Origin of the sequence: Pseudoalteromonas sp. SR41-4 (assembly GCF_014163985.1) — a bacterium.
GTDB classification, from domain to species: Bacteria; Pseudomonadota; Gammaproteobacteria; order Enterobacterales; family Alteromonadaceae; genus Pseudoalteromonas; species Pseudoalteromonas rhizosphaerae.
The window spans coordinates 1-19,480 of sequence record NZ_JACJEI010000050.1; the positions used below are offsets into that span (position 1 = coordinate 1).

Annotated in this window: 18 protein-coding genes; 13 read left to right on the plus strand and 5 right to left on the minus strand. The window is 39.7% G+C overall.

The features are described 5' to 3' along the window. Positions 1 to 353: 353 nt before the first annotated feature. The 4 genes from H5180_RS22440 to H5180_RS22455 all read left to right on the plus strand — a co-directional run bounded on the left by H5180_RS22440 (position 354) and on the right by H5180_RS22455 (position 6,020). Positions 354 to 587, plus strand: a complete 234-nt coding sequence (locus H5180_RS22440; RefSeq protein WP_145236087.1) for a FeoA family protein — start codon at positions 354 to 356, stop codon at positions 585 to 587. Beyond that, entirely contained in the window at positions 584 to 2,905 is a 2,322-nt protein-coding gene (feoB, locus tag H5180_RS22445) for a Fe(2+) transporter permease subunit FeoB (protein ID WP_182759164.1), read from the plus strand. Before H5180_RS22440 ends, feoB begins: the two co-directional genes overlap by 4 nt. 85 nt (positions 2,906 to 2,990) lie before the next feature. Continuing rightward, positions 2,991 to 3,452, plus strand: a complete 462-nt coding sequence (gene ybaK / locus H5180_RS22450; RefSeq protein WP_145236081.1) for a Cys-tRNA(Pro) deacylase — start codon at positions 2,991 to 2,993, stop codon at positions 3,450 to 3,452. A gap of 312 nt (positions 3,453 to 3,764) precedes the next feature. Further along, complete coding sequence (locus H5180_RS22455) at positions 3,765 to 6,020, plus strand: acyl-CoA dehydrogenase (RefSeq protein WP_182759165.1); 2,256 nt, start codon at positions 3,765 to 3,767, stop codon at positions 6,018 to 6,020. Positions 6,021 to 6,148: 128 nt separating this feature from the next. Here the strand turns inward: H5180_RS22455 and H5180_RS22460 are convergent, their stop codons facing one another. Next, entirely contained in the window at positions 6,149 to 6,334 is a 186-nt protein-coding gene (locus H5180_RS22460) for a DUF6435 family protein (protein ID WP_182759166.1), read from the minus strand. Between the two features lie 463 nt (positions 6,335 to 6,797). On the opposite strand from H5180_RS22460, the gene H5180_RS22465 reads away from it, so the two are divergent. Both H5180_RS22465 and H5180_RS22470 read left to right on the plus strand, forming a co-directional pair. Continuing rightward, entirely contained in the window at positions 6,798 to 7,748 is a 951-nt protein-coding gene (locus H5180_RS22465) for an oxidoreductase family protein (protein WP_145236070.1), read from the plus strand. A gap of 1 nt (position 7,749) precedes the next feature. Further along, positions 7,750 to 8,721 (plus strand): Gfo/Idh/MocA family protein, encoded by a 972-nt coding sequence (locus H5180_RS22470; protein WP_182759167.1) that lies wholly within the window; start codon positions 7,750 to 7,752, stop codon positions 8,719 to 8,721. A gap of 1 nt (position 8,722) precedes the next feature. On the opposite strand, the gene H5180_RS22475 is transcribed toward H5180_RS22470, so the two are convergent. Next, positions 8,723 to 9,565 (minus strand): ABC transporter substrate-binding protein, encoded by an 843-nt coding sequence (locus H5180_RS22475; RefSeq protein WP_182759168.1) that lies wholly within the window; start codon positions 9,563 to 9,565, stop codon positions 8,723 to 8,725. Positions 9,566 to 9,767: 202 nt separating this feature from the next. On the opposite strand from H5180_RS22475, the gene upp reads away from it, so the two are divergent. From upp to H5180_RS22500, 5 genes are all read left to right on the plus strand, one after another. Beyond that, on the plus strand, positions 9,768 to 10,397 hold the full coding sequence (gene upp, locus H5180_RS22480; protein ID WP_145236059.1) for a uracil phosphoribosyltransferase: 630 nt from the start codon (positions 9,768 to 9,770) through the stop codon (positions 10,395 to 10,397). A 2-nt stretch (positions 10,398 to 10,399) separates the two neighbouring features. Further along, on the plus strand, positions 10,400 to 11,632 hold the full coding sequence (locus tag H5180_RS22485; RefSeq protein WP_182759169.1) for a uracil-xanthine permease family protein: 1,233 nt from the start codon (positions 10,400 to 10,402) through the stop codon (positions 11,630 to 11,632). Positions 11,633 to 11,781: 149 nt separating this feature from the next. Continuing rightward, complete coding sequence (locus H5180_RS22490) at positions 11,782 to 13,524, plus strand: HAD-IIB family hydrolase (protein ID WP_182759170.1); 1,743 nt, start codon at positions 11,782 to 11,784, stop codon at positions 13,522 to 13,524. Further along, entirely contained in the window at positions 13,517 to 14,737 is a 1,221-nt protein-coding gene (locus H5180_RS22495) for a glycosyl transferase (RefSeq protein WP_145236048.1), read from the plus strand. Before H5180_RS22490 ends, H5180_RS22495 begins: the two co-directional genes overlap by 8 nt. Before the next feature lie 68 nt (positions 14,738 to 14,805). After that, positions 14,806 to 16,578, plus strand: a complete 1,773-nt coding sequence (locus tag H5180_RS22500) for a sugar phosphorylase (protein WP_145236046.1) — start codon at positions 14,806 to 14,808, stop codon at positions 16,576 to 16,578. A gap of 62 nt (positions 16,579 to 16,640) precedes the next feature. On the opposite strand, the gene H5180_RS22505 is transcribed toward H5180_RS22500, so the two are convergent. Continuing rightward, a complete protein-coding gene (locus H5180_RS22505) occupies positions 16,641 to 17,720 on the minus strand; it encodes an ABC transporter substrate-binding protein (RefSeq protein WP_182759171.1) in 1,080 nt (359 codons plus the stop codon). Between the two features lie 149 nt (positions 17,721 to 17,869). Between H5180_RS22505 and H5180_RS22510 the strand changes: the two genes are divergently transcribed. After that, positions 17,870 to 18,259, plus strand: a complete 390-nt coding sequence (locus tag H5180_RS22510) for a cytochrome b562 (protein ID WP_145236040.1) — start codon at positions 17,870 to 17,872, stop codon at positions 18,257 to 18,259. 72 nt (positions 18,260 to 18,331) lie between these two features. Here the strand turns inward: H5180_RS22510 and ykgO are convergent, their stop codons facing one another. Both ykgO and H5180_RS22520 read right to left on the minus strand, forming a co-directional pair. Further along, positions 18,332 to 18,475, minus strand: coding sequence for a type B 50S ribosomal protein L36 (gene ykgO / locus H5180_RS22515; RefSeq protein WP_149980141.1), 144 nt, complete (start codon positions 18,473 to 18,475; stop codon positions 18,332 to 18,334). Positions 18,476 to 18,477: 2 nt separating this feature from the next. After that, positions 18,478 to 18,729 (minus strand): type B 50S ribosomal protein L31, encoded by a 252-nt coding sequence (locus H5180_RS22520; RefSeq protein ID WP_145236032.1) that lies wholly within the window; start codon positions 18,727 to 18,729, stop codon positions 18,478 to 18,480. 224 nt (positions 18,730 to 18,953) lie between these two features. Between H5180_RS22520 and H5180_RS22525 the strand changes: the two genes are divergently transcribed. Continuing rightward, entirely contained in the window at positions 18,954 to 19,238 is a 285-nt protein-coding gene (locus H5180_RS22525; protein ID WP_182731577.1) for a hypothetical protein, read from the plus strand. Positions 19,239 to 19,480 lie beyond the last annotated feature (242 nt).

The following is a 19,480-nucleotide window of genomic DNA, read 5'->3' on the forward strand; positions in this document are numbered from 1 at the left end:
AAATAAAGCGCTAACTGCGTTATAATTTTTTCAAGTAGAACAACTACATGTCAAAATTTACGCCTTGTTATCACTGTATTTATCTGTCGCTATAAATGGTCAGTAACTTAACACGATTGGTATAATACATATTCATAATGCTACCTTTACAGAGCGATTAGGCTTCTTAAGCACTTGTCACTAAACGGCTATTTTTATTTTATCAAATGAGATTTAGGATCCAATATAGGTATAATTCTGCCATTGCTGCTTTATTTTGCATTACTTATCGATATGATAATTAGTCTCACTTGCATGATTGAATAATCGGCGTAAAATCAGCGCCATTGATGTATTAAATGAAATGAGATGGCATGTTAACGTTAGACAAATTAGTAATTGGCCAACATGGCTCTGTTGTAAGCATCGATCCTAATGCGAGTTTGTTGCGCCAGAAATTACTTGCAATGGGTTTAACGCCAGGCGCTCCTGTCCACGTATTGCGCTTTTCTCCATTTGGCGATCCGATGATTGTTAAAGTTCGCGGTACCGTGCTTAGTCTTCGTAAATCCGAGGCACAATCAATTAATTTGGAACTCGCAGTATGAATCCAAACATTGCCGTAATAGGTAACCCAAACTGTGGTAAAACTACACTATTCAACGCGTTAACCGGTAGCAAACAGAAAGTAGGTAACTGGTCAGGGGTGACCATCGATAAGAAAATTGGTCAATTTAAAGTGGCTGATCAGACTGTCGAATTAGTTGATTTGCCTGGCACTTATTCTTTAGATGTAAATGCACAAACCCCTTTAGATGAAAAAATTGCGCGTGACTATGCCCTCAGTGGTGAATCACAACTGATCATCAATATTCTTGATGCATCAAATCTTGAACGCAATTTATACCTCACCGCTCAGCTGCTTGAGATGAAAGTACCTTTACTTGTCGTGCTAAATATGGTCGATGTGGCAAAACGAAATGGTTTAGTAACGGATCCAAAGGCGCTAGAAAAGCAACTTGGATGCCCTGTGATTGCCTTAAGTGCAAATAATAAAACAGACATTACAGGTTTAAAAGAGTTTATTGCACAAGGGCTTAAACTTAAAAAAGTATCAATGCATACCCCTAGTTATGAGCAAAAAATAACGCAAGCGGCCAACAACATTGCAGCCAGTTTTACTGCCAATAATAAACCGATAGAAAACATCGACACTGATTGGTTGTCATTGCGGTTATTAGAGCAAGATGAAAGCTGTTTTGGCTATGCTGATAAACAAACACTGGCAGTGGCAAAAGCTGCATTTGAACAGTTTGCCGATCACCATGAACTTGATGTGCTTTTTGCCAATGGTCGTTATGAGTTTGCCCATCAACTGGCTGAACTTGCTCAAAATACTAAAGGCATCGCCTCTGAAACCATTAGCGATAAAATAGATGCGGTAGTGATCAATCGTTTTTTAGGGATCCCAATATTTTTAGGGATCATGTATTTAATGTTTACTGTTGCGGTAAATGTTGGCGGCGCATTTATAGACTTTTTCGATATTGCTGTAGGCGCGATTTTAGTCGATGGCTTTGGTGAAATATTAACTTCATTAGGCGCACCTGATTGGCTACGCGCATTGCTTGCGGACGGTATAGGTGGTGGTATTCAGCTTGTTGCCACCTTTATCCCGGTGATTGGCTTTTTATACTTTTGTTTAGCCTTTATTGAAGATTCAGGTTATATGGCGCGTGCTGCTTTTATCATGGATAGATTAATGCGCGCCATTGGTTTACCGGGTAAAGCGTTTGTGCCTTTAATTGTTGGCTTTGGCTGTAACGTGCCATCAGTAATGGCAACTCGTACTTTAGAAACCCATAAAGATCGCTTACTGACTATTGCCATGTCACCATTTATGTCATGTGGCGCGCGCTTAAGTGTGTATGCCTTGTTTGTCGCTGCCTTTTTTACCACTAATGGCCAAAACTTAGTATTTGCACTGTATATTTTAGGTATTGTTATGGCGGTATTAACCGGTTTGGTACTTAAAAATACCTTGTTTAGTCCAACGCTTACCCCGTTTATTCTCGAATTACCTGCGTATCATATGCCAACGGCAAAAGGCGTACTTTACAAAGCATGGGAGCGCTTAAAAAGCTTTTGTATGCGCGCCGGTAAAACTATAATTGTGGTGTTTGTTATTTTAAAAATATTAAGCTCCATAGGTACTGATTTTACCTTTGGCAATGACAACACAGATAAATCGATGCTCAGTGAAATTTCAAAAATTGCAACACCGGTGTTTGCTCCTATCGGGGTAGAGCAAGATAACTGGCCTGCCACTGTCGGTATTTTTACTGGCGTATTTGCTAAAGAGGCAGTAGTTGGTACTTTAGATAGTTTATATTCAAATTTAGATGGCGCAGCGGCTGTGAATGAAGAGCCAGTTAATGTCATCGATAAATTGGCTGAGGCGTTCGCGAGTATTCCTGCAAACCTAATAGACGTATTCGGTAATTTACTCGATCCACTGGGTTTAAATGTCACTAATGTGAGCGATCAAAGTAGTGCGGCCATTGATCAAGAAGTGAATGTATCGACCTTCGCAACCATGGAAAACCTATTTAGCAGTCAACTTGCTGCATTCAGTTATTTAGTTTTTGTATTGCTTTATACACCTTGTGTGGCGGTGATGGGCGCTATGTACCGAGAAGCTGGAATGAAATGGATGCTATTTGTTGCAACTTGGTCAACAGGGCTTGCTTACATCACAGCCTCTGTGGTGTATCAAGTGGGTAACTTTAAGCAATCTCCGATGTTTTCGGCATTTTGGTTACTCGGGTGCGCTGTCGTTATTGCATTGGCAATAAGCTCTATGCGGATTTATGGTAATAAAATGGCTGCAAAGAGTCGTTTAATCCCTGTTGTTAATATAATTTAGCGAGTGAATATAGTTTAAAAAAGAGTACCTTGGTACTCTTTTTTTTGTTAATTTTAAAGCAGTTAACAATTCAATGGAGTTAGTCATGACGCCAGCCACACAATTATTAAAAAAACACAAGGCCACTTTTGAGCTGCTCAGTTATGAGCATAACTCAAGTACACATAGCTTTGGTTTAGAAGCTGTTGAAAAGTTAAATCTAGCCGCTGAGCAGGTTTTCAAAACCTTGGTATTTGAAACCAATGAATTGCAGTTAGTAGTGGCAATTACGCCTGTGAGTCAACAAGTTAACTTAAAGCTCTTAGCAAAAGCATGTGGTGTTAAAAAAGTACATATGGCCGCTGCACAAAAGGTAGAAAATAGCACCGGATATATTCTTGGTGGCGTAAGTCCATTAGGGCAAAAAAAACGCTTAGCAACTTACCTCCATAGTAGCGCAAAGCAGTTTGATATTATTTATGTAAGCGCTGGTAAACGCGGCCTTGAAATTGCACTTGATCCCAATACATTAATAAAACTATGTAATGGCAAATTAGCCGACTTTTAGTGGTGATTAACAGTGTTAGTTAACAGTCGATAAGCTTACACTACTTACCTTGCACAAACTTTAACATATCTTTATTTTCCCTCATTTTGTTTCTATTGTTGCTGAGGTTTAATTATTTTAGCGTTTTTTAGTAAAAAAAAAATCAACTAAATACTTTTCAGCGTACAAGTGTTAGCTCTTTTTATTCAATGGCTTAGATAGCCTAAAAATAAATAAATTGAAAAAACTGTTAAAAAATTGCTTAGAGTAATTGATCTAAACCATTTTTTATGACGTAATGTAGGTATTATTGTCTGGTCGGATGAGTTGATTATGAGTTTACGTACAAAATTAAAAAAAGTATTACCAAGTATTTCTATCACTGAACAAGAAGCCCTTGATGCGGGTGATGTGTGGTTAGAAGGCTCTATTTACCAAGGTAAGCCTGACTTCAACGCACTTCGCGCAGTCCCTGCTGCTGTATTGAGCGCAGATGAACAAGCATTTATCGACGGCCCATTACAAGAGCTATTGGGTATGATCGACGATACAGAAATTCAAAATGGCATTCATTTACCTGAATACATTTTAGATTTTCTGAAAAAGGAACGTTTCTTTTCACTGATAATTCCTAAATCATTTGGTGGTTTAGAGTTTAGCCCTTACGCAAACTCAACTATCGTTGGCACAATCGCCACTAAAAGTTCTGCTGTTGCAGTAACCGTTATGGTTCCTAACTCGTTAGGCCCTGGTGAGTTACTACTGCACTTTGGTACTAAAGAGCAGCAAGCACATTATTTACCACGCCTAGCCAATGGCCGTGACATTCCATGTTTTGCACTCACAAGCCCAGAGGCTGGTTCTGATGCCGGTGGCATTCCAGATTTAGGTACTGTGACTAAAGGCATGTACAACGGCGAAGAAGTACTTGGTCTTGAGATCACTTGGGACAAGCGTTATATCACCCTTGCGCCAATTGCCACCGTACTTGGTTTAGCATTTAAAGTGGTTGATCCAAATGGCTTGCTAGGTGGTAAGGAAAACCTCGGTATTACGTGTGCACTTATTCCAAAAGAGCACCCAGGTGTTGAACTTGGTAATCGCCATGATCCAATGGGGATTCGTTTTTACAACGGTACTACGCGTGGCAACAAAGTATTTGTACCAATGGACTTCATTATTGGTGGGCAAAAGAACATCGGCCGTGGCTGGCAAATGTTGGTTAGCTGTTTAGGCGCTGGCCGTGGTATTTCATTACCTGCATTAGGTGTTAGTTCATCTCAGGTAGCATTTAAAGGTGCGTCTGAATATGCTGCGGTACGTGAGCAATTTGGCTTAGCAATCGGTCAATTTGAAGGTATTCAAGAAAAACTCGCTGATATTGCTGGTAAAACATACCTACAAGAAGCAATGCGTGTACTTACAACCGAAGGTTTAGGCATGGGCTTAAAGCCATCGGTTGTGACTGCAATTGCAAAATATCACATGACTGAAATTGGTCGCGACGTGCTTGACTCAGCAATGGATATTCAAGCTGGTAAAGCAATTCAGAACGGCCCGCAAAATACGTTAGCAAGCGGCTATGTTGCACAGCCAATTGCCATCACGGTTGAAGGCGCCAACATTCTTACACGTAACTTGATGATCTTTGGTCAAGGTGTAATGCGTTGTCACCCATATTTACAATCGATGGTTGAATCAATCCACAGCGAAGATAAAAATGCAGATAAAGAATTTAACCGCATTCTGCGTAAAACAGTGGGTTATAGCGTAGCAAACAGTTTACGTGCATTTCGTTTAGGCGTATTACCATTTACAGCAGGTGCTAATTCACCACTTCCAGAAGTACGTGAATATGAAAAAGCAGCTCATAAATTATCAGCTAAATTAGCAGTATATGCAGATTTTTCGTTACTGGTACTCGGCGGAAAACTTAAACAAGCGGAAATGCTATCAGCCCGTTTAGGCGATGTAATGAGCTTCTTATATGCGGCAATGGCATCAATTAAATATTATGAGCAAAAAGTGGCAAGCAGTGAACGCGAGCAAGCAGCGCCATATTTCCACTACGCAACACGTTTTGCATTACAAAGCGCCGAACAAGCATTGCATAAGTTTTTAGACAACTTCCCTGCAAGTGGCACACGTAAGTTTATGCGTTTTATTACCATGAACTATTCGACTAAAATGCCAAAAATTAGCGATGACTTAATTCGCGAATTAGCTACACAGGCGCAACTTGACACGGCATTTAAAAAGCAAATCACACACTTAGTTAAACCTATTGATGGTGATGGACATTACATTAACGAGCAAGCGTATAAAGCGAAAATGGGCTGTTTAGATTTACTCGCAAAAGTGAAAAAAGCCTTGCGTGCTAAAACAATCAAACCAGGTATTCGTTTTGCACTTACTCTTGATAATGCACTTGTAGCAAATGTAATCACTGAAGAAGAATACGCTAAACTGATTGATTACAACAAAAAACGTGAACGCGCAATTCGTGTTGATGAGTTTGATTTTGATATGAACTTATTAGACGAAAATGCAAAACCGATAAACCCACTGAAAAGTGTTGTTAATCAGTAATATTTTTTAATTCAACAATGTAAGCGCCCAGAAGTTCGGGCGCTTTTATATTTAAAGCCCATACAGTTTTGTATGGGCTTTTTACGTAATTCGCTACTTGTTCTTAATTTAATGCCTAAGAATTTAAATTAACCATCTTGTTTCGCTCGTTTTTCTATCTCTATTATTTGTTTGTCTATTTGATCGGCTTCAAAGGAGAGTTCTGAGTATTTGCGTATATCGCCGTTACGTTGGGCATGCATTGCTTGTTCTAGTTTTATAGAAAGCTGCTTATGTAACTTTTTAGTTGGGTCTTTCTTAAAGAATGAAAACATATATTACTCGTATAGTAACTGGTGCAGATTGATACGTTTCAATTAATGTATTGGTTTACATTATGTTGAAATAGTAAGCTGGCAAAAGATAATGATTGCTAACATGTAGTTAAGTAGTGAGCTGTGTTGTCTATAAGCGCTTTAATCTTAAAATGTTTATGTCATACTAGGGTCTGTTGACCTTTCAAGGTTAAATTTGCAGCAGTCTGTTTGGTATTTAGGCAAGGCAGAGCCTATGTGGTGTGGTCATTCCCCATAAATAGGCGATAACGCAGCATCAATGCCAAACAGGAGCTGCCCGAAGGGTTCTTCCTAGGGGTAATTAACTCTTTGTTGCTCGGTTTTTACTTAGCCCACTAGGTTACAAACCTCGCGCCGCGATTAAATTGCCCCTAGTTTGAACAAATATTAATCCGCAAAGGTCAACAGACCCTAGGCGCTGGCTTTATGGATATTGGTGCGTATGTCTTTTTATCTGCCATTAATTGGTCTTCATTATAAAAATATTAAAATCACTGAAACAATCACTGCTTTATGGAGTGGCTGTGGTGAAATAGTGCGTTGTCGTTTAGACGGTAAAGTCTGCGTCATTAAAGCGATTAGTGTGCCCGATCACATAAATCATCCGCGAATTTCGCAAACTGAGTTTGCAATTAACCGAAAGCGTCACTCTTATGAAGTCGAATTTTATTGGTATCAGTATTATGCGTCGCGATTACCATCTAGAGCAGGTGCTTTAAGGTGTTTTAATGCCATAGAACATGAGCAGCACAAAGTCTTAGTGTTTGCTGATTTTACAGAGTGTGGCTTTGTAAACGCAAAACCAATCCATACACATGTTACAGCCATTATTAAGTGGTTGGCGAATTTTCATGCTTTTCATTTTCAAGTCAAAGCTGATGGCTTATGGTCGCAGGGGGGTTATTGGCATTTAGCCACTCGACCAGACGAGTATGAAAAAATGGCAGATTGTGCTATCAAGCAACAAGCACACAGCATCGATCAAACTATTAGGGCATGTCCGTATCAAACGCTTATTCATGGTGATGCAAAAATAGCGAATTTTGCTATTAATAACGCGACACTAAATGTTGTCGGATATGACTTTCAATATGTTGGCGCTGGAGTAGGTGTTATTGACGTTATGTACTTTTTGGGTAGTTGTTTAAATGAACAGCAATTACAACAAAGAGCTGATGATTACTTAGCCGACTACTTTAAATATTTTGCCAACGCCATGCACATATTTGATAAAAGCGCATATAGCCATGCTGCTATTAACGAATGGAAAACCTTATGGCCAGTTGTATGGGCTGACTTTTACCGATTTTTAATGGGCTGGAGTCCAGAACACGTAAAAATTAATGCTTATATGCAATATCAAATTACAAAAACAAATTTTGGGGTAACGTAGAATGACGAAACAGATCCGTTGGGGAATGATTGGCTGTGGCGCTGTAACCGAGGTGAAAAGTGGCCCTGCGTATAAAAATACGAAAGGTTTTGTGTTGCAAGGCGTTACTCGACGAGATACCGCACTCGCTGAAGATTACGCAAAACGCCATAACGTGCCTATGGTATTTAAAACGGCCGATGAATTGATCGTAAGTTCTGATATTGATGCCGTGTATATCGCAACGCCTCCAGATAGCCATATGGAGCTGGCGCTAAAAGTTGCTGCTGCGGGCAAACCATGTTGTATTGAAAAACCACTGGCGCCTACATTGGCTCACAGTGAAGTTATTCTTGAAGCTTTCAGCAGTAAAAATATTCCCTTGTTTGTCGCGTATTATCGACGTTCTTTACCGCGCTTTAATAAAGTAAAAAGCCTGATTGACACGGGCGAAATCGGCCAGGTGCGACATATTAATTGGCACTTAAGTAAAGCCTCCAGCGAGCAAGATAGATCAGGTGTTTACAATTGGCGTACCGATAAAACTATTGCACCAGGAGGTTATTTTGATGATTTAGCCAGCCATGGTCTCGATTTATTTGGTTACTTATTTGGTGATTATGAACAAGTGAAAGGACTGGCGACAAACCAGCAAAACTTATATGGCGCTTTTGATGCAATCACAGCGTGTTGGCAGCATAAAAACGGTATTACCGGCTCAGGAAGTTGGAACTTTGGTGGTTTTTCTCGTTTTGATGTTGTTACTTTATACGGTGAAAAGGGCGAGATCAGCTTTAGCGTATTTGATGAGCAAGCAATTACGGTTATTAACGAAAGTGGTCAGCAACAACTAAGTATCGAAAATCCGCCTCATGTTCAACAATATCATGTGCAAAATATGGCCTCGTCATTACTTGAAAATATTACACATCCGTCAACAGGTCATTCGGCCGCACATACTAGTTGGGTGATGGAGCAAATTTTAAACAACTAAATCAGCGTGCGGGTATTGCTACGTTAAAAGCATCTTGCAATGCGCTTAGCATTAGCGCCTGCTCTGGCGGTGCAAATATTTGTGCGTGGCTCTGAAGAATAATTTGCTGGACTGCCTGTGTTTGCAATGCTTGGTCAAATAGCGTAATTGCTTGTTTGCCTAGCTCCGATTTCGAGCATGCAATATAACCAAACACAGCTTGTTGGGTTTTATCAACACTAAGATAACGTATATTGGCGATTCGGGTATCTTCTGAGTGACGCGAAATAAACACCGCACTATATTCAATAATGGCATCGAACTTATTTTGAAATAACATTTGGCTAAGGCGATAAGCGCTCGTTGTGCCGCCTAAAACCATAAATGATTCGTTATGCTTGGCAATATAGTCATCTATTTCGTGACCATATGAACGTCCTGAAGCAATGCCGATGGTGAGATCATATTTATTTACGGCATCATTTAAACTAATATTTTCAGGTAATTCTGGATGATTATACACCACTAAGCGGTTGGCCGGAAAAGCCATAATTGGGTAGGTATTAAATAATGCATTTTCAAGGCGTTCAGGTGTTTTGGTTTTATTGTACAAACACACATTTTTCATTGTGTGCAATTGTTGCCACTCCCTTAATCTACTCGCTGGGATAAAGTTTAACGCGATGGCACCATTGAGCTGTTTTTCAATATCGAGCATAAATCTAGTGGCTATATTTAGTGGGTCATCATCTATCTGTGACGCAAAGTCGGTCATTATTTGCACCTTTAATGGTTTTTTAGCCATCGCTAATGAAGGCATTACTACTAAAATACCAATCAACATCCCAACAACAAACTTTGACATAAAACCTTTGTGAGCAAATTTTTCATAGCCATTATTATAGTGTAGTTGCTTTGAAAAATAACAATTATCGAACTAAATGAGATAAAACACTGAATTAGGAACATAAAATACTATTTTTATTGCACAGATCATGCTTTTTTAAAGTCTGATGGAATTTTTTAAGCTAAAATAAGCGCAATTTATTTTTCTTTTAGGCGCTATTATGACTATTCATGTAATTAACCACCCACTTGTTCAACATAAACTTGGCCTTATGCGAGAGTATGGCATAAGTACTAAGAGTTTCCGTGAGCTTTCGTCTGAAGTGGGTACATTACTAACCTATGAAGCGACTAAAAATTTGCCTCTTGAAAAAGTAACAATCACTAGTTGGGATGGTAATCAATTAGATGTTGAGCACATCAAAGGTAAAAAAATTACTGTTGTGCCAATTTTACGTGCTGGCCTTGGCATGATGGATGGTGTTATGCAGTTACTGCCTGCTGCAAAAGTCAGTGTTGTGGGCCTGCAACGTAATGAAGAAACGTTAGAACCAATTCCTTATTTTGAAAAGTTAGTAGGCAAAATTGATGAGCGCTTGAGCCTCGTTATTGATCCAATGCTCGCAACTGGGGGCTCGATGATTGCGACTATCGATATGCTTAAAAAAGCGGGTTGTAAAGAAATTAAAGTAATTGTATTGGTTGCCGCACCTGAAGGGGTTGAAAAAACCCTTGCAGCTCATCCTGATGTAGAGATTTTTACCGCATCATTAGACAGCCATTTAAATGAGAAAGGCTATATAATTCCTGGTCTTGGTGATGCTGGCGATAAAATTTTTGGTACTGTCTAACAGTGGATAACTCTACCTTTTCAATCAAAACAATTTTAACTGGGGCGCAAATGTTATTTGTCGCCTTTGGTGCCTTGGTGTTAGTTCCTTTATTAACGGGGCTTGATCCAAATGTGGCACTTTTTACGGCTGGTATTGGTACCTTGCTGTTCCATTTGGTAACTAAAGGTCAGGTGCCGATATTTTTAGCTTCATCATTTGCGTTTATTGCCCCTATTATTGCCTGCGTGCAGCTATGGGGTGTGCCTGCCACAATGGGGGGCTTAATGGCTGCAGGCGGGGCTTATATGTTGTTAAGTCTATTAGTGAAATTAAAAGGTGTAGCTACCCTGCATAAAATATTACCACCAGTTGTGGTCGGTCCGGTGATCATGGTAATTGGTTTAGCACTGGCACCTGTTGCAGTTAATATGGCAATGGGTAAAAGCGGCGATGGTTCAATTCAGCTGATTGCGTATCAACAAGCCATTTGGGTGGCGGCATTTTCGTTGCTAGTGACGCTAATTTTCGCGGTATGGGGCAAAGGTGTAATTAAGCTGATCCCTATCTTAGCTGGAGTCATCGCAGGTTACAGTTTATCGCTATATTTAGGGATCGTGCAATTTGATACTGTTACTAATGCACAGTGGTTTGCAATGCCAGCTTTTACTTGGCCTGAGTTTAAATGGCAAGCAGTGTTATTTATGGTGCCGGTGGCAATAGCCCCCGCTATTGAACATATTGGCGATATGATGGCGATTAGCCAAGTAACCAATAAAGACTATTTGAAAAAACCGGGCTTACATCGCACTTTGTTTGGTGATGGATTAGCTACTACTGCAGCGTCTATATTCGGCGGGCCACCTAATACCACCTATTCAGAAGTCACCGGTGCAGTGATGCTTACGCGTAATTTTAATCCTAAAGTGATGATGTGGACTGCCATTATCGCCATTATTTTAGCGTTTGTGGCTAAAATGGGTGCTGGTTTGCAAACCATACCAGTACCTGTGATGGGGGGGATCATGATTTTGCTGTTTGGCTCAATTGCTGTGGTGGGTTTAAATTCGTTAGTGAAAAGTGGAGAAGACTTAACGGCTCCACGTAACCTCAGTATTGTGGCACTCATTTTAGTGTGTGGCATTGGTGGTATGCATATCGGTGGCAACGAATTTAGCTTACAAGGCGTGAGCCTATGCGCTATTTTAGGCATAGTGCTTAATTTAGTGTTACCAAAGGCTGATAAGCCAACGTAATATTTTGCACATTCAGCTAATAATTTGCACCAAAATAGCGCATTTAATATGCGCTATTTTTTTAACTAACTAAAAAATATAAAGTTATAAAACTGGTCTAGTAACTGCATTTACCTCATTAACAGTGCCATACTGATCAGGAGCGTTTAATGCAAGAGACAAACATTGTGGATATCACCCCATTTTTAGCAAAACATCAGCTGCCACTCAAATATCAGTATTTGAGTGAACAGTATTTCGTCCCACTCGCTGAAGATATTCTCCACAGCAAACCAACCGATCGTCCAATGCTGGTGGCAATCAATGGTTGCCAAGGCTCAGGTAAAACGACATTAGCTGATTTTTTAGTTACTTGGATCAACTGTAATACAGCATTTAATAGTATTGCGATGTCGATTGATGATTTTTATCACAGCCACGCACATCGTCAACAACTAAGTAAAGATGTACATCCGTTATTTGCAACGCGTGGTGTGCCAGGTACCCATGATACAGCACTTATGCAGCAGACTTTTACCGCGTTACTTGCAGGTAAAGTAGGGGTGCCTTTGCCACAGTTTGATAAACAAACCGATGATCCAGTTACGCAAGCGTTATGGCCTACTAATAAACAGCCTGTTGATATCATTTTTTTTGAAGGTTGGTGTGTTGGTAGCATAGCGCAACAACCTTATCAATTACATCAAACAGTTAATCAATTAGAACAATATGAGGATCCTGAAGGTATTTGGCGACGCTGTGTAAATAGTTGTTTAGCGAATGAATACCAAGATATTTTTGCAATGATTGATTATACCGTGATGCTAAAAGCACCGTCATTTGCCGATGTATATGGGTGGCGATTAGAGCAAGAGCAAAAATTACTGTCGCATAAAGGACGAGGCCAAGGAACGTTCGATGAGCAACAATTAGTGCGATTTATTTCTCATTTTGAACGTATTACGCGAGAAAATTTAACTCAGTTACCAGAGCAGGTCGATGCATTACTGAGCTTAGATAAAGTACGTGATATTAGTGCCATGAAACTTCGCGCTGATGATGTTGCAATGCCACTTATTTTCACTGATTTAGACGGTACGTTACTTGATCATAACGATTACCAATGTACTGAGATTGCTCCGTTTTTAAGCCAATTGAGTCGCGCAGGTATCGCTATAGTTTTTAATACCAGCAAAACGTTTGCAGAGGTAATCGCACTGCAAAAATCACTTGGGTTAAACCAGCCGTTTATTATTGAAAATGGCGGGGCTGTATATATCCCAAAAAATTATTTTTCATTAAAACCAATTGGCTGCGAAGAGCTGGATGAACATTGGCGTTATGCGCTGTCGCCAACCAATAAACAGTTGTACAGTGAATTACTTGAATACGGTAGCGAGTTTAGTGCTTATTACCGTTTGTTCAGTCAATTATCAGCGCAAGAAGTCAGTCAAATAACAGACTTGAGCCTAGCACAAAGCGAACTTGCCCGTATTCGTGAATATTCAGATCCGCTTTTTTGGCAAGGCACAGAGCAACAGCTACTTGACTTTTTAGAAGCAATAAAACCGCTTGGTTATGAAGTGTTAATAGGCGGGCGTTTTATTCATTTAAATCGCAGTACCAATAAAGGTAAAGCGCAAAACTGGTTAGTAGAGCAATTTAAAAAACATTGTCGTCATGCTTTCACCACTATTGCACTGGGTGATAGCCAAAATGATATGGCGATGTTGGATGCCGCAGATATCGCGATTTTAATTAATAATCCTGCCAGTAAAGCCAAGGCAAAATTATCCCACAAACCATGGCGTGTTAGTGAACACCCAGCCCCACAAGGTTGGCTCGATGAAGTAGCAGATCTAAGTGTTATCAAAGCGCAATTAGCGTCTAAACAGGAGCAATCACATGGCTGATTTTTACCAAAATGGCATCATAACAACATTACATAATATTGCCGACCGTCCGCTGGCTGATCTAGAAGCTGAACTCGTTAGCTTTTCAAAACAACGCCCAATGGGCTTGATTTTACCCTCCCTGTACAGTGAACTGGAGGGCCCTGCATTACAAAATATTGTGCAAGAATTGAAACATGTTCCTTATTTGTCGCAAATTACGATTGGCTTAGATAGGGCCGATGAGAGTCAGTATCGTCATGCATTACAATTTTTTGCAGAGCTTGACCAACATCACCGCGTGCTTTGGAACGAAGGGCCACGTTTGCAAGCACTCGATAAAGAGTTGCAAGCGTTAGGCGTCGCGCCGCGTGAACTCGGCAAAGGCCGTAATGTGTGGTACTGCATGGGTTATAAATTGGCAACGGCAAAAGTTGAGTCAATAGCGCTGCATGATTGTGATATTTTAACTTATGACCGTAGTTTATTAGCGCGATTAATTTATCCAGTTGCTCATCCGCGCTTTAACTATGAATTTTGTAAAGGCTTTTACCCTCGTACTGCTGATGGCAAGATCAATGGCCGTGTATCGCGTTTACTCGTTACTCCTTTATTGCGTTCATTTAAAACCATTTTAGGCAGCACTGACTACCTTGAATATATGGATTCATTTCGTTATCCGCTGGCGGGGGAATTTTCGTTTCGCCGTGATGTGCTCAACGATATTCGTATTCCTAGCGATTGGGGCTTAGAGATTGGCGTACTGTCTGAAATGTATCGTAACTACTCACACAATCGCTTGTGCCAAGTAGATATTGCAGATAACTATGATCATAAACACCAAGCGCTGTCACTGGATAATCAAGCGGCTGGCTTATCAAAAATGTCGATAGATATCACCAAAGCGCTGTTTCGTAAGTTAGCCACGCAAGGAGTGACATTTACCACGGAAACCATCCGGTCACTTAAAGCAACTTATTATCGTATCGCACTGGATTTTATTGAAACTTATCATAACGATGCCATGATGAACGGCTTAAAACTCGATATTCATCAAGAAGAAAAAGCAGTCGAAATGTTTGCGCAAAACATTATGAACGCAGGTGAGCATTTTTTACAGTATCCAATGGAAGCGCCATTTGTGCCTAGCTGGAACCGAGTTGCTTCAGCAATGCCAGATGTGTTTGCGCGTTTAGAAGAAGCAGTAGAGCTTGATAATAAAGAGTTTTCATAATAATACTTAAGCAGAGAAGTAATTACAGATAAATAATTAAAAATTAGTATAAACAACGGGGTAGGGTAATGAGTAAAGCGTTATTTGAACAACGGGTTGAACAGCACCTGACGAGTATATATGAGGGTGTTGACTTATGTATGAGTATTGATGCGCTTGCAAGCATGTTGATCACTACCATGTTAAGAGACGACCCGGTTCGAGACCCTACGCCGCATAAAAACCGCTGGGATCAGCAAGATGTAATTCTGATTGCTTATGGCGATTCAATTATGCGTTATCGCGATGCCGAACAAGCAGTTGCGGTACCGAGTGAACCACCGCTACATACCCTTCATCGGTTTATGAAAAACCAATGTGCGGGAACGATTAACGCGCTGCATATATTACCTTTTTATCCTTATAGCTCTGATGAGGGCTTTTCGGTAATGAACTATGTACAAGTGAATGAATCTCTCGGTAGTTGGGATGATATTCAAGGAATAGCTCAAGATGTAAAGCTAATGGCTGATTTAGTGATCAACCACTGCTCCAGTCGCAGTCGTTGGTTTGAAAACTTTATTCAGGGCAAAGAGCCGGGGTTAAGCTACTTTAAAACAGCTAGCTTAAATGACGATCTATCTGACGTTGTGCGACCAAGAACATCACCGCTACTTAATACAGTGCAAACGGCACTAGGGGAGCGCCATGTTTGGTGCACATTTAGCCCAGATCAAGTTGACTTAGATTTTGCTAATCCATTAGTGCTTAATGAATTTGTAGGTATTATTCGCCATTACTTGGATAATGGTATAAAGATATTTCGCCTTGATGCTGTGGCTTTTTTATGGAAAGAACTTAATACTTCTTGCATTAATTTACCGCAAACACATGAAGTGATCAGATTACTGCGAACGCTAATAGAGCATGTGGAGCCAAGTGCAGTTATAATCACTGAAACAAACATTCCTAATCGTGAAAATTTATCTTACTTTGGTAATGCCAATGAGGCACATTGTATTTATAACTTTTCATTGCCGCCTTTGTTATTACATACCTTGCTCAGTGGTGACAGTAAAGCGCTCAAACATTGGATGATGAGCATGCCGCCAGCGCAAAATGGTACTGCCTACTTTAATTTTATAGCTTCTCACGATGGAATTGGCTTACGTCCTGTCGAAGGCTTGCTTGACGAGGATGAACTAGGGCAAATGGTCAATACGGTTAGTCGCTTTGGCGCAAAGGTGTCAATGCGCACAGCGAATAATGGCACCAGCTCACCCTATGAACTTAATATTGCGTTATTTGATGCCTTACAAGGCACTCATAAAGGCGTGGATAAGTGGGGCTTACAACGTTTTACCTGTGCTCATGCTATTATGTTTGCCCTCGAAGGCATTCCTGGGCTTTATATTCATAGTTTACTTGGTACCACCAATGATTATGAACGCTTTGAAAATAGCCAGCATAACCGCTGTATTAACCGTCATCGTTGGCAAGAGTCGGCACTACTTGAAAAGCTTGCCGATCAATCAAGTCATCATTATCACGTGTTTACTCAAATCAATAATTTACTGGCTATTCGTAAGCAGCAAGATGCTTTTCACCCTAATGCGACGCAATTTACCTTACATTTAACCGGTGCTTTATTTGGTTTTTGGCGTCAAAGCATAGACCGTAGGCAAAGTGTTTTTTGTGTTTATAACATTAGCGATGAGCCTCAGACTCTGCTATTAGCTGATCTGAACTTAATTGATACTGAGCAGTGGTTTGAACTTATTTCTGCTCAGGCAATAGAGCAGGGGCAACAAAGTATTGAACTTGCGCCTTATCAGCCGCTATGGCTATCGAATCGACAATAGTTAGCTATTTTACTGGAAAACGGCAGAGTTACTGTAAAGGGCTGTAAATCCCCTTTACAGTGTTATTTATTAAGGGCTTTGGCTAGGTTGTCTACTGTAAATGGCTGCGGATCTGTGGCCATTTTACTAAATTGAGCAAAATCAATGTCAGCCAAATCAGTTTCATTTATGTGCTTTACAAGTGATACGGTTTCAGCCTTAAGGTTATTGAAGATGGCCAACGATGAATGATTTAGTGAAGTTCGAGTTTTTTCATTATGATGATCAGCGATATTAATGAGTGCATAGGCGCCTAATAACACATGGCCACCCAATGTTATATCCAACGCTTTGATACCTTTTGGTACAGAGTCCCAATTCATCCCACCAACAATGACCTTATGTGCACTATTGTGCGCTTGTAATGCTCTTTTTGCACCAAACCCAATTGCATCATTGGCGCACCATATAATATTGATCTCAGGAGCAAACTCCATAAATGCTAAGGTTTTTGTGTAACTTTCCTGTTCAGACCAATTGGCAACCTCTTTTCCTATAAAGTTTATATCTTCATGTTGCTCAACAAATTCATCTAAGCCTGCTACACGGTCTATCGATGCGGGCGTTGTATAATCGCCAATAAGGGCGAGTATATTAGCAGGTTGAGTCGATGTTGTTGAGTGTTTAATAAGTAACTGTTGTGCAAGCACTTTTCCTGCAGCATAATTATCCGGTATGACGCTGCCAATAATATTAACGCCATCACGTTGTAACGATATCAATTTTCCGATAGCAGGTCGGCTATATAAAAAATAAATAGGGATATTTCTAGTATTTAATTTTGCTAAGTATTTACTGACAACGCTTTTTTCATCGACCACAATTAAATAGTCAGGATTGTCTTTAATTGCCTGCCTGATAAGCTCTTTCATCAAAATATGATTACGATTCGCGTATTTTATGTGCAAGTTTATATCTAAGTCATCCGCCGCATTTAGCATAATCTTAGATACTTTGAACCAAAAGTTACCGGTTGTATTTATTTCATCAGATGAATCTGCAAACCCGGGATTTACAAAGGTAATGTTTAATTTGGCAAAGCTAGAAGGGCTAATTATTAAACACAACAAGAAAATCAGAAATTGTTTTTTTAATCTTCGCATTCGTTCTAAACCCAAAACACATCTCATCAACAAAAACGAATTCTAACACAAAATTAATTTTCACCACACTTAGAGTAAGGTTATATTCATAGCTGCTGGAGTGTATAATGATTTTTCATCTTTTTTGAGTTGTAACTGTTAGGATTATTATGAAAGTATTTCTGTGTCTTGTGGCACTGCTGTTTGTTCCGAGTTTATTTGCTAACGACGATTTAGATCTTGAAGCCAACATGAAGAATATGGGGCTTGCGTTCAAGCATACTGTTGAAGCAACACAACTACAAGAGTTTAATACCGCGATCGATGAATTTATGATATTGGTTAAGCGAAGTAAAACAGCCACTTTTCACAAAGAGGCTGAGCAGTCACTGCAAGGTTTAGATAAAGTGATCGCAAAAGCTGAACTTGCAAAAAAATTAGCGAATGAGCAAGGACTCGATGCAGCCAAAGGACCGTTAAAAGCCATTGATGGGCTACGTAAGCAATACCATAAACTGCATGAGCCACCAGGGTTTTGGGAGTTGTTGTTCGGTAAGTAGTGTTAGATTGTATTTAAGTTTAGCCTTAAAGACTGTACGCCTATATCAAGGTGTACAGTCTGTGATAGTTGTTTATTTTCTTCCTTTCTTTTTCATACCTTGCACTGCTTTAAAGCGTGGATTGTCTTTACAGATCACAAAAACGCGTCCTTTGCGTTTGACAATTTGACATCCCGGGCGGTTTTTAGCACTTTTCAATGAACTCAAGACTTTCATGATTATTTGCTCCCTAAGTTTTTAAAGCGGCGATTAAACGCTGCAACTCGACCATCTGTTGCAACAGATTTTTGCTTACCGGTATAAAATGGATGTGAGTCACTTGATACATCAATAGGTACGTAAGGGTATGTTTTGCCATCTAACTCAACGGTTCGATCAGTTTTAATTGTTGAACCAATAATAAAGTAGCTATCGGCGGCCGTGTCATGAAAAGCAACCGTTTGGTAATCAGGGTGAATATTAGGTTTCATAAATAGCCTTTTATTGGAAATTAATGTTATGTGATATTATCACTATAATTTATAGTAAATAAGAATTCTTTGCAAATACTATTTTTGAGTTGTTGGTAAAGTAGCTGATTTGATGTTTATTCACACAAACAAGTTAAAAAATCAGCAGTTGATTTAAAAAAACTAGCTATTGGGAATTAGCCTGTTATAAATAATAAGTAATCAAGAATAGGAGTCAGATTATTATGAGTGGATCAGCCCAGCAACAGCATAGTAGTGAACAAAGTCAGGAAATAGATCAGGGCGTCATGGAGACATTACGTAGTCGTGATCATAGTGTCCTAGCACAACAAATAGACCCATTAAGCTGCACCCATAATGACATTGTTGAATTGCTTGCACAGTATTTGGCATTAAGTGATCAAGACGATGATGATGTTTTTGATGCTTGGTTTGATGGCCTTAGTAAAGCACAACATACGGTTTTAAAAGTATTTGAAGTATATCGCGGTCAGTTTGAGCATCAATAGTAACTTTTACATATTGGATAAATTGGTTCAGAGTTAATCTTTATAAGGCAATTTGCATTTCTTGCTATTATAGCTGGTCCAAATGCTGCACAAACTCAGCTTGTTAGTAGGCAAGGTGTAATACCAATCGACTTAAATATTTAACCATTCTAGCGAGCTAAATAAAGCGCTAACTGCGTTATAATTTTTTCAAGTAGAACAACTACATGTCAAAATTTACGCCTTGTTATCACTGTATTTAT

What these genes read in the sequence shown, in the direction of transcription:
- H5180_RS22440 (WP_145236087.1), top strand. Translation starts at nt 354, where the DNA reads ATGTTAACGTTAGACAAATTAGTAATTGGCCAACATGGCTCTGTTGTA.
- feoB (WP_182759164.1), top strand. Translation starts at nt 584, where the DNA reads ATGAATCCAAACATTGCCGTAATAGGTAACCCAAACTGTGGTAAAACT.
- ybaK (WP_145236081.1), top strand. Translation starts at nt 2,991, where the DNA reads ATGACGCCAGCCACACAATTATTAAAAAAACACAAGGCCACTTTTGAG.
- H5180_RS22455 (WP_182759165.1), top strand. Translation starts at nt 3,765, where the DNA reads ATGAGTTTACGTACAAAATTAAAAAAAGTATTACCAAGTATTTCTATC.
- H5180_RS22460 (WP_182759166.1), bottom strand. Translation starts at nt 6,334, where the DNA reads ATGTTTTCATTCTTTAAGAAAGACCCAACTAAAAAGTTACATAAGCAG.
- H5180_RS22465 (WP_145236070.1), top strand. Translation starts at nt 6,798, where the DNA reads ATGTCTTTTTATCTGCCATTAATTGGTCTTCATTATAAAAATATTAAA.
- H5180_RS22470 (WP_182759167.1), top strand. Translation starts at nt 7,750, where the DNA reads ATGACGAAACAGATCCGTTGGGGAATGATTGGCTGTGGCGCTGTAACC.
- H5180_RS22475 (WP_182759168.1), bottom strand. Translation starts at nt 9,565, where the DNA reads ATGTCAAAGTTTGTTGTTGGGATGTTGATTGGTATTTTAGTAGTAATG.
- upp (WP_145236059.1), top strand. Translation starts at nt 9,768, where the DNA reads ATGACTATTCATGTAATTAACCACCCACTTGTTCAACATAAACTTGGC.
- H5180_RS22490 (WP_182759170.1), top strand. Translation starts at nt 11,782, where the DNA reads ATGCAAGAGACAAACATTGTGGATATCACCCCATTTTTAGCAAAACAT.
- H5180_RS22495 (WP_145236048.1), top strand. Translation starts at nt 13,517, where the DNA reads ATGGCTGATTTTTACCAAAATGGCATCATAACAACATTACATAATATT.
- H5180_RS22500 (WP_145236046.1), top strand. Translation starts at nt 14,806, where the DNA reads ATGAGTAAAGCGTTATTTGAACAACGGGTTGAACAGCACCTGACGAGT.
- H5180_RS22505 (WP_182759171.1), bottom strand. Translation starts at nt 17,720, where the DNA reads ATGCGAAGATTAAAAAAACAATTTCTGATTTTCTTGTTGTGTTTAATA.
- H5180_RS22510 (WP_145236040.1), top strand. Translation starts at nt 17,870, where the DNA reads ATGAAAGTATTTCTGTGTCTTGTGGCACTGCTGTTTGTTCCGAGTTTA.
- ykgO (WP_149980141.1), bottom strand. Translation starts at nt 18,475, where the DNA reads ATGAAAGTCTTGAGTTCATTGAAAAGTGCTAAAAACCGCCCGGGATGT.
- H5180_RS22520 (WP_145236032.1), bottom strand. Translation starts at nt 18,729, where the DNA reads ATGAAACCTAATATTCACCCTGATTACCAAACGGTTGCTTTTCATGAC.
- H5180_RS22525 (WP_182731577.1), top strand. Translation starts at nt 18,954, where the DNA reads ATGAGTGGATCAGCCCAGCAACAGCATAGTAGTGAACAAAGTCAGGAA.